The sequence below is a fragment of the Pseudomonas sp. PDM09 genome (assembly GCF_014852305.1).
GTDB lineage: Bacteria > Pseudomonadota > Gammaproteobacteria > Pseudomonadales > Pseudomonadaceae > Aquipseudomonas.
This window is the reverse complement of sequence record NZ_JACVBI010000002.1, coordinates 11963-27463: the sequence shown is the minus strand read 5'-3', so window position 1 is coordinate 27463 and position 15501 is coordinate 11963. Positions and strand designations below refer to the sequence as shown.

5 protein-coding genes are annotated in these 15501 nt (G+C 63.0%); 1 reads left to right on the top strand and 4 read right to left on the bottom strand.

All coding sequences use genetic code 11. The features are described from left to right. Nucleotides 1–4: 4 nt before the first annotated feature. The 4 genes from IB250_RS04820 to IB250_RS04805 all read right to left on the bottom strand — a co-directional run bounded on the left by IB250_RS04820 (nt 5) and on the right by IB250_RS04805 (nt 13336). Nucleotides 5–7834 carry a non-ribosomal peptide synthetase gene (locus IB250_RS04820; RefSeq protein ID WP_192343231.1) on the bottom strand — a complete coding sequence of 2610 codons (7830 nt, stop codon included), beginning with the start codon at nt 7832–7834 and terminating at the stop codon, nt 5–7. Continuing rightward, complete coding sequence (locus tag IB250_RS04815) at nt 7831–11253, bottom strand: non-ribosomal peptide synthetase (RefSeq protein ID WP_192343230.1); 3423 nt, start codon at nt 11251–11253, stop codon at nt 7831–7833. Before IB250_RS04815 ends, IB250_RS04820 begins: the two co-directional genes overlap by 4 nt. Nucleotides 11254–11569: 316 nt before the next feature. After that, nucleotides 11570–12553: a TauD/TfdA family dioxygenase gene (locus tag IB250_RS04810; RefSeq protein ID WP_192343229.1), complete on the bottom strand. Its 984-nt coding sequence runs from the start codon at nt 12551–12553 to the stop codon at nt 11570–11572. Nucleotides 12554–12595: 42 nt separating this feature from the next. Beyond that, nucleotides 12596–13336: a thioesterase II family protein gene (locus IB250_RS04805; RefSeq protein ID WP_192343228.1), complete on the bottom strand. Its 741-nt coding sequence runs from the start codon at nt 13334–13336 to the stop codon at nt 12596–12598. A 163-nt stretch (nt 13337–13499) separates the two neighbouring features. Here IB250_RS04805 and IB250_RS04800 point away from each other — a divergent pair, with 163 nt between their 5' ends. After that, nucleotides 13500–15323, top strand: a complete 1824-nt coding sequence (locus IB250_RS04800; RefSeq protein WP_192343227.1) for a glycoside hydrolase family 15 protein — start codon at nt 13500–13502, stop codon at nt 15321–15323. The last annotated feature ends 178 nt before the right edge of the window (nt 15324–15501 follow it).

Genomic DNA, 15501 nt, shown 5'->3' with positions numbered 1-15501 from the left:
CCCCTCAAGAAATCAGTTTTTCCAGATCATCGAGGGATAGACGTTTGAGGGCCTCCAGGGATTTAGCCAATTCGTCCTGAACCGGTGATAAATCGACGCGCAACGCTTCGATGCGGGTGCAGAACGCTTGCAAGGTATCGGCTTCGAACAGCTCCTTGAGCGGCACCTTGTCACCCAGGCGTTCCTTGATCCGGGTCACCACCAGCGTCGCCAGCAACGAATGCCCGCCCAATTGGAAGAAGTTGTCCGTCAGGCCGACGCGCTCGACTTCCAGCACCTCTTGCCAGACGGTCGACACTTCCCATTGCAGATCGGTGCGCGGCGCTTCGTAACGCTGCAGCGTCGGATTGCCGCCCAGCGCCGTCAGGGCCTTGCGATCGAGCTTGCCATTGGGGGTCAGCGGCAGCGCGTCGATCACGTGCAGATGGCTCGGCACCATGTGCGCCGGCAAACGATTGGCCAGGGCCGCCCGCAGGCTTTCCACCAACGATAAACTGCCCGGCTGGCTCGCTACAACGTAGGCATGCAGGTGTTTACCCGCCGCGCCCTCCTGCGCCAGCACCACGGTTTCGCGCACCTCGGGCTGCTCCAGCAATCGGGCTTCGATCTCGCTCAGCTCGATGCGGAAGCCGCGAATTTTCACCTGATGATCGGCACGACCGATGTACTCTATCGTGTCGTCTGGCCCCTGGCGCACCAGATCGCCGGTGCGATACAGCCGCTCACCATTAGTGGCGAACGGGTCCGGTACGAAGCGTTCCGCAGTCAGGCCGGGACGCAGCAGATAACCTCGGGTCACACCGGCACCGGCCAGGTACAACTCGGCGGCCAACCCTGCCGGCAACACCTGCAACTGACTGTCGAGCAGGTAGGCCACGGTGTTGTCCAGCGGCCGCCCAATGTTCGCCCGGCCGTTGGCGGTGCGCAGGGTGAAGGTCGAATAGGTGGTGTCTTCCGACGGCCCGTACAGGTCATAAACCTGTTTGACTGATGTGCTGGCGTACAGCGTATCGACCAGCGTCTGCTTGAGCGGCTCGCCGGCCAGATTGATGGTGGTGACCGACGCCGGAATCTGTCCGGCCCGTTGCAGCGCGGCAATCGCCGACGGCACGGTGTTGATCAGCGTCACCCGCTCACGGGCCGGCAATTCGGCCAGCGCCAGGGCGTTGTCCGCCAGCACCATGCAACCGCCGCTGGCCAACGTGACGAAAATTTCCCACACCGACAGGTCGAAGCAAATCGAAGTCGAGGCCAGCACGCCACGCATCTGCTCATCGCGGTAAACACCCTGCGACCACTGGATCAGCGCCGCGAGGTTAGCGTGGGAGATCGCCACGCCTTTGGGTTTGCCGGTGGAGCCGGAGGTGTAAATCACGTAGGCCAGGTTCTGCACACCGATGCGGCTGACCGGCGCCGTGGTCGGATACCCGGCAAGCCACTCGGCGCCCTCTTCGACCAGCAACACTTGAGACGGCAACGCCTCGGGCAACATCGCCTGCAACGCGGCTTCGGTCAGCAACACAGTCGCGCAACTGTCCTCGAGCATGTGCAGCAAGCGCTCTTGCGGATACTCCGGGTCCAGCGGCACGTAGGCACCGCCGGCCTTGAGGATCGCCAGCAGCCCGACCAGCATGTCCGGGGTGCGGCGCATGCACACACCCACCCGCACTTCCGGCCCGACACCCAGCGCTTGCAGCTTGTGCGCCAGTCGATTGGCCCGGGCGTCCAGGGTGCGGTAATCGAGGGTCTGCTCGGCAAACAACACCGCTGCGGCCTGCGGTTGGCGTTGTACCTGCGCATCGATCCGCTCGACCACGTTGCGCGAATCCAGCGTCGTGATCGCGGCCTTGCCCCAGTCGACAGCCGCTTGACGCGGTGCGCCATCCAGCAGTTGCAACGCCCCCAGAGGCTGCGAAGCGTGCGCCATGAATTGCATCATCAGGCCTTCGAGCTGGGTGCTCAGGTCGGCGATGGTGGCGTGATCGAAACAGGCCTGGTCGAAGCTCAAGCCGAGGGTCAACTCACGACCGGTGACCGCCACCAGCGTCAGCGGATAGTGGGTCTGTTCCTGACGTGAGAGGGCGGAAAACTCGAGACCAGTGGCAGAGCCTTGGGCCAGCGCTTCGGCCATCGGGTAGTTCTCGAACACCAGAATACTGTCGAACAGCGCGCCCGCGCCCTGCCCCGCCCAGCGCTGAATATCGTAGAGCGGCGTGCTCTCATGTTCGCGCAGGGCCAGGTTGAGGCTCTGCACCTGTTGAATCCATTGGCCGACCGGGATCTCGGCGGACGGCGCAGCCACCACCGGCAAGGTATTGATGAACAGGCCGATCTGCTGCTCGACGCCGGGCAAGTCCATCGGACGACCTGCCACAGTCGCACCGAAAGCCACCGTGTCCTGGCCGGTATAGCGCTGCAACAGCACCAGCCACGCGGCTTGCATCAGGCTATTGAGGGTGACCTTCTGCTCGCGGGCGAAGCGGTTCAGGTCGCCGGTTTGTTGTTCGCTGAACACATGTTGGTAATCGGCATAACCGCTGGCCAACGTCTGACTGACCGGCATGGCGCTGGCCAGGCGGGTCGGCTCCTGAAGGTCAGCCAATGCCGACGTCCAGAACTCGCGACTGGCCTGAGTATCGCGCTGGCCCAGCCACTCAATGTAATCACGATAACGACCCGGAACCGCCGCCGGGGTCATGCCGGCATAGCGTTGCAACACTTCGCCGAACAATTGCGAAGTGCTCCAGCCGTCCATCAGGATGTGATGACTGGTGTAGATCAAGTGATGCTGCGCTTCAGCGGTTCGCACCAGCAACACGCGCAACAGCGGCGCCTGGTCCAGTTTGAAACCGGCGGCCAGATCCTCTCGGGCCAACTGATCGAGCGCTGCGTGAAGGTCATCACGACCGTGCCAGTCCTCCACGGTCATGGGCATCTGCACTGTCTGCCTTACAATCTGCACCGGCGCGTCAGCATCCTCGGGCCAGACGAATACCGTGCGCAGAATCTCATGGGCCTCCAGCGTCTGCTGCCAGGCCTGACGGAAACGCTCGGCGTCGAGCTGCCGTACATCGACCCGCAACTGGTTGGTGTAGGCCGGGCCGTCCGGTTCGTTGAGGCTGTGGAACAGGATGCCCTGCTGCATCGGCGACAACGGATAGAGATCGCTGATATCCCGTGCCGGCACCGGCAGCGCCGACAGTTGCGCCTGAGTCAGGCTCAGCAGATTGAAATCCGACGGCGTGACTCCGGCATGTTCACCGACAGTGCAATGTTCGATCAGTCGTTCCAGTTCATGGCAATAAGCATCGGCCAGCGCCTGAATGGTTTGCGGGCGGTACATGCCTTGGCCGAACGTCCAGCTCAATTCCAGTTCACCGCCGTAGACCTGGCCATCGACGCTCAGCCAGTTGCCCAAGGGCGCATCTTCATTCTGATGCTCACCGGTGCTTTCGGCAGCCGGCACCAACAGTGCGCCATCAGCGGCACTGAACGCGCCGTCGAACTGGCCGAGGTAGTTGAACGTAATGCGCGGCGGCGGCAATTCCCGTAGCGGTTCGAAGCCTGCGAGGTAGCGCAGCACGCCGTAGCCGATGCCTTTGCCCGGCACCGCTCGCAGTTGTTCCTTGATCGCGCACAACGAAGTGCCCGGCTCTGCCTGTGGGGTCAGCCGCACCGGAAATAAACTGCTGAACCAGCCCACGGTACGACTCAAATCGAGGTCGTCGAACAGGTCTTCGCGGCCGTGGCCTTCGAGCTGGATCAGCACCGAATCCTGTTCGCTCCAGTCGCACAACACCCGCGCCAGGGCCGTCAGCAGCAGATCGTTGATCTGGGTGCGATAGGCGGCCGGTGCCACTTTGAGCAGCGCGTGGGTCAGTGTCTTGTTCAGGCGTGAAGTGGCCCGAGCGGCCTGGCGACGAGTCTGGACGGTCTCGGGGAAGTCCCTCGGTAAGTCGCTGTTATCGCCCTCCAGCGTGCGCTGCCAGTAATCGCGCTCAGCCTTCAAGGCATCGCTTTGCCCGTAACGGTGCAGGTGTTGCGCCCAGGCCTGGAGCGAACTGCTTTTGCCCGGCAGGACAATCGCCTTGCCAGCCGCCGATGCGCTATAGGCTTGCTGCAAATCTTCCAGCAGCACCCGCCAGGACACGCCATCCACCACCAGGTGATGGATCACCAGCAGCAAACGTTGTGTTGCGTCAGGCAAGTTCACCAGCACCGCGCGCACCAGCCGGCCCTGTTGTAAGTCGAGACTGCACTGGGCTTCGGTGGCCAGCGCGGGCAAATCGGCAAGGTCGTCCAGTGCCCGCACCCACAACAGGTCTGTGTGGCGCTGTGCCTGGAATGTCGCCTGCCAAATCTCGCCCGTCGCTTGGAAACTCAGGCTCAGCGCATCGTGCTGCTCGATCAGGGCGGCCAATGCGTTGTGCAGATGGGTCGCATCGAGGGGGATTTGCGGTTGCAGCATCACCGACTGGTTCCAGTGATGACGCTGGGGAATGTCGGTCTGGAAGAAGCGGGCCTGGATCGGCAACAACGGCAGCTCGCCGCTGACTTTCTGCGCCACGCTGGCCGCCGGTTTGCTCTCGATCAGTTTGGCCACCGCCGCCAACTGGCCGATGGTCTGTTTCTCGAACAGTTGCTTGGGGCTCAGCTTGATGCCCTGGCGTTTGGCCCGGGCGATGATTTGCAGGCTGAGAATCGAATCACCGCCCAGCTCGAAGAAGTTGTCGGTACTGCCCACTAGCTCAAGCTTCAATACATCGGCCCAGATGGCAGCGAGCTTCTGTTCGATCTCGCCCACCGGGGCAACAAATTGCTGCGTCACCAGCCCCGGCGCCGGCAAGGCACGCTTGTCCAGTTTGCCGTTGGCGGTCAGCGGCAGGCGCTCCAGCACCACGATCTGCGCCGGCACCATGTACTCCGGCAGGCAGGCCTGTAACTGCTGGCGCAAGGCGTCGACATTCAACGGCAAGTCAGGCGCGGCCACGCAGTACGCCACCAGTTGCAGGCGCGTTTCATCCCCGTCCAGCGGCAAGGCCAGCACCGCGGCCTCGCTCACGCCGTTCAGGCCCAGCAATACCCGGGCGACTTCCGCCGGCTCCACCCGATAGCCGCGCACTTTGACCTGGTCGTCGGCACGACCGATGAACTCCAGCGCGCCCTGGCGATTGCGGCGCACCCGGTCACCGCTGCGGTACACCCGTGCGCCGACAGCGCCAAACGGATCCGGCAGGAAGCGTTCGGCGGTCAGCCCCGGCTGCCCCAGATAACCCAGCGCCACACTGTCGCCGCCGATATACAGCTCGCCCGCCACCTGATCGGCGACCGCGTTGAGCACATCGTCCAACACGTAGACATGCGCGCCCGGCAACGGACGGCCGACCGGCACGCTGCGGGCACCCGAGTCGAGATCCTTGAGCTCATGGGTCAACACGCCGACCGTGGTTTCACTCGGGCCATAGTGGTTGATGAACCGACAGCCCGGCTTGAGTCGCCGCACTTGTTCGAGCAATGCCGGCGAGCAGGTTTCGCCGCCCACGATCAATGCGTGTTGCGGCAATACATCGGCGGCCCGGGACGCTTGCATCAGCGCCACCAAATGCCCCGGCACGATCTTCAACACGCCCACTTGGTGCCCGGCCATGTAATCGGCAAACCGGTCCGGGTCGAAGCCCAGCTCCTCCGGCAATACATGCAACAGGCGCCCGGAGCACAGGGCACCAAACAGCACGGTAAATCCCAGGTCCGCCGCAATGGTCGAGACCAGCGCCATGCTCGCCGCTGGCTCCAGCGCCAGACGTTCCAGCGCACCGCGCACGTAACTGGCCAGAGCGCCGTGGCTCACCAGCACGCCTTTGGGTTGGCCGGTGGAGCCGGAGGTGTGAATCACATAGGCCGCTGCATCCGCCGACACTATCAGCGAAGGCTTCGTCGTCGGTTGGTCCTGCCAGCATTCGGGGGCGAAGGCCAGCCCCTGGCAACCGGCGACCGCCAGAGTGCTTTCCCGCGCGTCGCCTGCGGCACACAGCAGGACTTTCGCCTGCGCGCCTGCGAGCATCTGCTGCAATCGCGCGGCCGGCGCCTTGACGTCCAGCGGCATGTACACCGCCCCGGCCTTGATCACCCCTAACACACAGGTCAGCCACTCCAGTGAGCGCTCCATCAGCACCGCCACTGGCTGCCCGTTTTGCAAACCTTGCGCACGCAGGTAGTGGGCCAGGCGATTGGCGTCCTGATCCAGCGCCTGGAAACTCAAGGTTCGTTCGAGACAGCGTGCGGCCAGCGCCTCAGGCTGTGTGACCACCTGACGCTCCCATTGCTGCAACACCGATTCTGCCGGCTGCCGTGGCGCCAGCGCCGGTTGCACAGGTGTGGTTGCAAGACTGTGCAGCGGCGCCTGCGGGGCGCTGAGCAATTCGCGGAACAGACCGAGCAGCGTCGGAATGAACGCCTCGATGGTCGAGTGCTGGTACAGGTCGCTGGCGTAGGTCATTTGCCCGTGGATCAGCGTGCCGTCATCGGTGATGTCCAGCGCCAGATCGAAGTGCGTGCCTTCTTTGTCCAGCGGATACTCGGTGACGCTCAGGCCCGGCAGGTTCATCGAACGCTGGGTCTGCATGCCGACGTTCTGGTTGAACTTGGCCTGGAACAACGGGTTATGCCCCAGGGTTCGCTCGGGCACCAGTTCATCCACCAGTTGCTCGAACGGCAGTTCCTGATGGGCCTGGGCACCGAACGATGCTTCCCGAACCCGGGCCAGCAAATCGACGAAGCTGCCGCGCTCATCGACCTGGCAACGCAGTACCTGAGTGTTGACGAAGAAGCCGATCAGCCCTTCGACCTCGGAGCGCCCACGGTTGGCATTGGGCACGCCGACGCGAATATCGCGCTCGCCGCCAAGACGCGACAGGAACAACGAAAACCCGGCCAGCACCAGCATGAACAAGCTGATGCCCTGAGCCCGGGCAAAGCCGTTCAACTGCCGGGACAGATCCGCACCGAAATCAAAGCTCAGGGTCTGGCCTTCGAAACTCTGGGTCAGCGGCCGGGGGAAATCCGCCGCCACGTCCAACAGCGGATGCTCTTCACCCAGTTGCTGACGCCAGTAATCGAGTTGCCGCTCGCCCTCGCCGGCCTCCAGCCAGCGACGCTGCCAGATCGCGTAGTCGGCGTACTGCAACGGCAACGCCGGCAACTGCGGTTCGCGCTCCAGGCTGAAGGCCTGATAACACTGCACGAATTCCTTGACCATGACGTCCATCGACCAGCCATCGGAGACGATGTGGTGCATGCTCACGATCAGCACATATTCATCGTCGGCCAGACGGAACAGGCTGGCCCGCAGCAATGGCCCATGGAGCAAGTCGAACGGTTGCGCCGCCGCTTCCTGAACCTGCCGCGCCAGCTCGGTTTCACGTTCTTGCACGACGCCGTTCGACAGATCGACGCGTTGCAGTGGCACGCTCTGCTGCTCGAGGATGATCTGGCTCGGCTGGTCGTTGTCGGTCTGGAACACCGTGCGCAGCACTTCATGACGCGCCACCAGATGATCGAAGGAACGCAACAGCGCGGCCTCGTTCAGCTGCCCGTGCAAGCGCAGGCCGGCGGCCATGTTGTACGCGGCGCTCTGCGGGTCGAGCTGCCAGAGAAACAGCAAGCGCTGCTGGGCAAACGACAGCGGGATCACCGCGCAGTCGTGACGACTGACCGGCAGCGGCAACAGGCTGAAGTCCTTGCCCTCCTCGCGCAGTTTGGCGAGAAACAGTCGACGTTGCTCCAGCGGCAAACCGACGAACCTTTTAGCGATACGCTCCGCCATATTGCCGCTCATACTTCAACTCCCTCCAAAGAACTCATGAACTGATCCATGTCGGACCAGTCGTTATCGCTTGCACCGTCTGCCAGCGCGGCCAGTTCCAAGGCCAGATCGCCCAGCAGCGGTGTTTCGAACAGGCTGCGCAACGGCAGCACCACGCCCAACTGGCTTTTGATACGCGCGATCACTTGCGCGGCCAGCAACGAATGCCCGCCCAACTCGAAGAAATGGTCATCGACACCGACCCGTGGCACTTGCAGCACCTCGATCCAGATCTGTGCCAGAGCCTGTTCGGTGTCGGTTTGTGGCGCGCGATAGTTGCTCTGCAATTGGCTCGGATCGGGGATCGGCAGGGCCTTGCGGTCGAGTTTGCCGCTGGGGGTCAGGGGCAGGCGCGGCAACAGCAGCAAGTGGCCGGGCACCATGTAGTCCGGCAGATTCCTCTGCAGCGAGGTCCTGATTTGCTGACGCAGAATCACCTGCTCCGCCGCGCTGCCGAGCACGCCCTGATCGACCACCAGATACGCCACCAGTTGTGTCCCGCCGACCAGGGGCAAGGCCAGCACCACCGCCTCACGAATCCCCGGACATTGCTGCAACCGCGATTCGATTTCCCCCAACTCAATGCGGAACCCGCGAATCTTCACTTGGTGATCGACGCGGCCGATGTACTCCACCGCGCCATCGCCCCGCAGTCGGGCACGGTCGCCGGTGCGGTACAGGCGCTCACCGACCGCGAACGGATCGGCGATAAACCGTTGGGCGCTGAGCGTCGGTTGTCGGTGATAACCACGGGCCAGGCCCGGCCCGCCGATGTACAACTCGCCCACCGCCCCTTGCGGCAACAGATTCAAATCGTCGTCGAGCACGTACAACCGGCGTTGCTCCAGACCGTGACCGATCGGAATGCCACGCCACGACACCGCTTCGGCGGTCAATGCGCTGCAATCATGGATAGTCGAAACCACCGTCGCCTCGGTCGGGCCGTAGGTGTTGAGCAAACGCACATGACCCAACCCGGCGCGTTGCCACAGGCGCAGCCCGTCCACCGCCATCGCCTCGCCGCCCACGTGAATCTGACGCAAGGCAGCGAAGTGGACAGGCGGGTTGGCCGCGTAATCCTGCACCACCGAGTACCAGTAAGCGGCCGGCAAATCCGCCAGGGTAATGCCTTGTTCGACGATCACTTCGTGCAACGTCGCGCTGTCCCACAGGCCCGCATCGCGCAGGACGACACAGGCGCCATGGCACAGCGGCGGGAAGAATTGCTCGACGAAACCGTCAAAACTGCTGGTGGCGAATTGCAGTACGCGATCGCCTTCGCGCAAGTCGCTGTAGTCGATCGCCCGCGCAATGAATTCACTCAACGCGCCGTGGCTGACGGCCACACCCTTCGGCCGACCGGTAGAGCCAGAGGTGTAAATCACGTACGCGAGGTTGTGCGGATCTACCGTCACTTGCAGGTTGTCCTGGCTCGCAGCGTCGCCGTCCGGCAGTCGGTCCAGACACAGGCAGTCGATGCCGTCGAGCGCCGGCAGGCTGCTCAGCAGCGGGCTCTCGGTCAGCAACAGTTTCAGCCCGCTGTCATCGAGCACATGGCGCAAGCGTTCGGCCGGGGTGTGCGGGTCCAGCGGCACATAGGCGCCGCCGGCCTTGAGCACGGCCAGCAACGCCACGGCCAGTTCCAGCGAGCGGCCCAACGCCACACCGACCAGCACATCGGGGCCGACGCCTTTGGCGCGTAACTGATGGGCCAGACGATTGCTGCGGGCATTCAGTTCGGCATAGCTGAGTGAGGGCGACTGATCGCCCGCCAGGATCACTGCGGTGGTGTCGGGAGTGCGCGCCGCTTGGGCCTCAAACAACTGCGGCATGCCGGGCAGCAGCGCCGGGATGGCGACGGGTTGAATCAAGCGCTCGCGCTCATCCGTGCCGAGCATCGCCACCTCGCCCAGCGGTTGTTGCGGATCACGGCAGACCGACACCAGCACGTTGTGCCAATGCTCGGCCAACGCGGCGATGGTTTGTGCATCGAAGAGGTCGGTGGCGTAGGTGAACGCGGCAAACAGTTGCTCGCCCTCCTCCCGGGTATCGAGCATCAGGTCGCTGGTAGCCGCATGCTGACGCCCGCTGCCGACCATTTGCTGCTCGCTCAGATAGCCGACCTGCAAACCGCAATCGAGGCGCACGTCCTGCAGATCGGTCACCAGCGGCTGGTGGTTGAACATCACCTGAAACAACGGATTGTGACTCTGGCTGCGGGCCGGTTGCAGGGCTTCGATCAACGCGTCGAACGGCAGCTCCTGATGGGCCTGGGCGCCAAGCGCCGCCTGACGCAGGCTCTGCAGCAGGTCGCTGAAACGGGTCTGCGGGGTGACCTCGCTGCGCAGGATCTGGGTATTGACGAAAAAGCCGATCAAGCCTTCGGTTTCACTGCGGGTGCGGTTGGCGATCAAGCCGCCGACGCGGATGTCGGTCTGGCCGCTGTAGCGGTGCAGCAAGGTCTTGAAAGCCGCCAGCAGCACCACGAACAGCGTCACGCCCTGGCGCTGGGCGAGGGTTTTCAGTTCCTGGCGCAGGGCTCCGTCGATGACTTTTTCCAGGCGCGCGCCCTGGTGGCTGGACTGGGCCGGATAGGCACGGTCGGTGGGCAATTCGAGGATCGGAGGCTCTTCACCCAACTGCGTTTCGCCCAACTGCGTGCGCCAGTAATCGAGCTGACGCTCTCGCTCCCCCGCTTCCAGCCAGCTGCGCTGCCACAAGGCATAGTCGCGGTAGTGCACGGTCAATTCCGGCAAGGTCGGCTGCCGCCCCGCCACCAAGCCATCGTAGGTGCGCATGAACTCGTCGATCAGAATGTTCATCGACCAGCCATCGGCGATGATGTGGTGCAACGTCAGCAGCAGCACGTGTTCCTGTTCGGCCAGGCGCAACAGGCGAAGGCTCAGCAGCGGTCCCTGCTGCAAGTCGAACGCCTGAGTGGCTTCAGCCATCATGTGCTGCTGCGCCTGCGGCCAGCGCCGCTCTTCAGGCAAGGCACTGAGGTCGTTGATCGCCAGTGTCAGGTCACGGGGTTCGGCCACCCGCTGGAACGCACGTTCGCCCTCCTGGCCGAAGGTGGTGCGCAGGCACTCATGACGCGCGACAAGCAGGCTGAACGCGCGCTCCAGCGCCTCGGTTTGCAGCGCCCCGCTCAGGCGCACCGCCATCGGCAGGTTGTAGGCAGCACTTTGCGGATCCAGCTGCCAGAGAAACCACATCCGCTGCTGGGCATAGGACAGGCCGTCACGCTCATCGACCCCGACACAGGAGGTCATGGGAAGCTGCGCAAAATCGATGCCTTCGCGGGCCATGCCGGCCAGAAACAAGCGACGCTTGTCCTGTGGCAGTTCGATAAAACGGCGGGCGAGTTTCTGTGCGTCTGCGGCATTCATGCATGGGGTCCTTGCTGATCGGCGGCGTGACCAGGAGGCCCGGTCGTATCAACAAGAACGAATGGCTGACGCGATGATTTAGCGGCACTGACAAACGCGGCCAGTCAGTTGAGGTGCAGAACCTGTGGGAGCGGGCTTGCTCGCGAAGAGGGCGTGTCAGTCGACATTAATGTTGCCGGGCACACCGCTTTCGCGAGCAAGCCCGCTCCCACAGATTTCGCACCAGGCATTAGACCGAGCAGTGGACAGCGCAACAAAAACGCCGAAGCCGGTGCAAGACCGGCTTCGGCGATTGGCGCGTCAGGGGCAAATCAGATCAACGCACATCCTGGGAATGCCCTTCGGCCATCGCGACAATCACCTTGCGCTTGCCTTCGAAGGGCGCGCGGGCGTGGGCCGAGAGCATGTTGTCGAGCATCAGCACATCGCCCTCCTGCCAGGGAAAGCTGATGGCGCAGTCATCAAGCACGGCGCGAATTTCACTGAGCACCTCATCCTCGATGGGCGAGCCGTCGCCGTAGTAGACGTTACGCGGCAGGTCTTCCTCATCGACGATGTCCAGCAGGGTTTCACGCACCTCCGGCTGCAGGTTGGAAATGTGGAACAGGTGAGCCTGATTGAACCAGACCATGTCACCGGTCACCGGATGACGCGCCACCGCCTGACAGGTCTGGCGGGTGCGCAATTCTCCGTCGTCCTTCCACTCGCAAATGATGCCGTGGGCCTTGCAGTAGGCCTCGGCCACGTCGCGGTCTTCGGTGTTGAACACTTGCTCCCAAGCCACGTCCAGCCCGTTGCCGAAATTGCGCACGTACATCAGGCCCTTGCTGATGAAGCGCTCGCGAATCGCGACAGGCATGCGGCGATAGACTTCCCGGCTGTCGGCAATCGGCGTTTCGCCGCCCGAGGTAGCAGCGATCATGCTGTAGAACCAGATTTTCATCGGCCAGTCCCGGGAATAGGCCTGCTCGTTGTGCAACGGAATGCTCTGATGCGCCGGGTATTCGGTGGAGGTGTAAACCCCCTGGGTGACGTTGGTGCGCGGCGTCGAACCGAACTCGTAATTGAGCAGCGGATGGCCGAAGCCGGCGGCGAATTGGCGGAACTGCTCGGCGCCGTCCAGCTGGAATCCGCGAAACAGAATGCCGCCGTCACGCAGCAAATGCTCATCCACCAGTTCATTCAATTCATCGAACACCGCCAACAGACTGGTATTCGGCTCGGTCGCCTCCACCAACAGCGGCAAGCGACCCCGCGCCGGCAGCAACGGCCGAACGGCAAAACCCACAGCAACACCCATGACGGGCCTCCTGTTAACACTCGATAAAGTGAACCGCGCGCGCTAAAAAACCGGCGCGGCCAGCTGCGCATGACGTCGGTGATGGACATCCAGATGATTTTTGATAATCCGCAGCACCTTGGCTTCATGCTCATGAATGAAGAAATGCCCGCCGGTCATCATGTCCACCGAGAAACTGCCCAGGGTTTCCTGGCTCCAGCCGATCAATTGCTCGGTGGTGGCCTTGTCTTCCTTGCCGCCGAGCACATGCACGGGGCACTTGAGCAGTGGGCGTTGCATCGGACGGAAGCGCCCGCAGAGCATGAAATCGGCGCGCAGGATCGGCAGTGTCAGACTCATCAATTCCTGATTGGCCAACACTTCCTCGCTGGTGCCCTGGAAGGTGCGCAGCTGATCGATCAACTGTTCGTCGCTCTGCGGTTCGGCGAAGCCACGGTCATAGTCACTGCGCATCGTCGGGGCCGCCGTGCCGGAAGCAAACAGCGCCACCGGCTCCGCAGCACCGAGCGCACGGAAGGCATGGGCCATCTCGCAGGCCAGCAACGCCCCCAGGCTGTGACCGAACAAGGCGTAAGGGCCGTGCAAGGACGGCTTGTGTTCCCTGGCCAATTGCAGGGCCAGGGCGCGCATGTCGGTCTGCAAGGGTTCGTCATAACGGGCGCCCCGCCCTGGCAACTCCACCGGCTGCAAGTGCAGCCACGGCGGCAACTGGCGCCGCCAGCGGCTATAGACCATGGCGCTGGCGCCCGAATAGGGCAGGCACAGCAGTGTCAGCTTTGTCACCGCACTTACCTCGATTGGTTATCTGTTTAGGAGAACGGATGAGGTGTGGCGAGAATTAGTCTGTGGGATGGATCTGTGGGAGCGACGGTTTGCCGGCAAATGAACTCTCTGTGGCTCAAACCGGTCAGCTAGTTAGACCCTCAGTCCCCGGAGCACTGCGGTAATGGTTGATTATTCCGAACGACAAAGCGCCATCGACGCCCACGGCATCATTGGCGACATGCGCAGCGCAGCGCTGGTCAACGACAAGGGCAGCGTGGACTTTTTCTGCTGGCCGGAATTCGACAGCCCATCGATTTTCTGCGCGCTGCTGGACAGCCCCGAAGCCGGCATCTTTCAACTGGCCCCGGACCTGCCCGACGCTCGCCGCGAGCAGATTTACCTGCCCGATACCAACGTCCTGCAAACCCGCTGGCTCAGCGCTCACGCGGTGGTCGAAGTCACCGACCTGCTGCCCATCGGCGACAGCGAAGATGATTTGCCGATGCTGATGCGCCGGGTGCGAGTGGTCAGCGGACAAGCGACGATCCACATGCGCTGCGCCGTGCGGCATGACTATGCCCGGGCTCACACCAAGGCCCGCGCACGTGATCGGAGTGTGTATTTCGAGGCCACCGGCCAGCCAGCCATGCAGCTGTGTTCGAATCAATCCTTACGCATCGAGGGCCATGCAGCCGTCGCCGAATTCATCCTCGAACAGGACCAGAGCGCCGAGTTCCTGCTCGGCGGCGTAGACGATGCGCGCTTCAAGGAAGGTGCCGCCGCGCTGTGCCTGGAGCGCACCCTGAAATTCTGGCGCGACTGGATCGGCCAGTCCAACTATCGCGGTCGCTGGCGGGAAATGGTCAATCGCTCGGCCCTGGCCCTGAAGCTGCTGACCTCACGCAAACACGGCGCCATCCTCGCCGCCGCCACCTTCGGCCTGCCGGAAACACCCGGTGGCGAACGCAACTGGGACTACCGCTACACCTGGATCCGCGACGCCTCGTTCACCGTCTATGCCTTCATGCGCCTGGGCTTCGTCGAGGAAGCCAATGCCTACACCCGATGGTTGCGCGGTCGGGTCAGGGATTGTCACGGCAAAACCATGAAACTCAACATCCTCTACGCCATCGATGGCCGCCAGGAACTGCCGGAGGTCGAACTTCCACACTTGGCCGGCCATGGCGGCGCGACACCGGTACGCATCGGTAATCAGGCCTACGATCAAATCCAGCTCGACATCTTCGGCGAGCTGCTGGACGCGGTGTACCTGGTCAACAAGCACGGTGAAGCGATTTCTCATGAGGGCTGGAAACACACTGTGGAGGTGGTTGATCAGGTCTGCGAAACCTGGCAGCAAAAAGACGTTGGCATCTGGGAAATGCGCGGCGAGCAATATCATTTCCTGCACTCGCGACTGATGTGCTGGGTGGCCGTGGACCGGGCCATCCGGCTGGCTTCCAAACGTTCGCTGCCCGCCCCGTTCGCCCGCTGGGACCAGACCCGTCAAGCGATCTACACCGACATCTGGAGCAATTTCTGGAACGAAGAACGCGGGCATTTCGTCCAGCACATCGGCGGCACCGGCCTCGACGGCTCGATGCTATTGATGCCGCTGGTGCGCTTCGTCAGCGCCAAGGATCCGCGCTGGATAGCGACCCTCGAAGCCATCGAGAAAACCCTGGTGCGCGCAGGCATGGTCTATCGCTACCGCAACGACGACAACCAGATCGACGGCCTGCCCGGCACTGAAGGCGCCTTCGCCGCGTGCTCGTTCTGGTACGTCGAATGCCTGGCCCGTGCCGGCCAGGTGGAGAAGGCGCACCTGGAGTTCGAACAATTGCTGAAGTACGCCAACCCGCTGGGGTTGTATGCCGAAGAGTTCGACAGCCATGCCCGGCACCTGGGCAACACACCACAAGCACTGACGCATCTGGCGCTGATCAGCGCGGCGAGTTTCCTGAACAGGAAGTTGAGCGGCGAGAAAAACTTTTGGCAGCCTTGAAGACCGAGTCGTCTTCTTCGCTACTACAGATGTACACCGTTCAACTGTGGGAGCGGGCTTGCTCGCGAAGGCGATTTCACATTCAACATTGATGTCGCCTGACACACCGCTTTCGCGAGCAAGCCCGCTCCCACAGGGGACCAGTTGTGTGGCGCAGGCTTCGGTACGTCGACGTTAT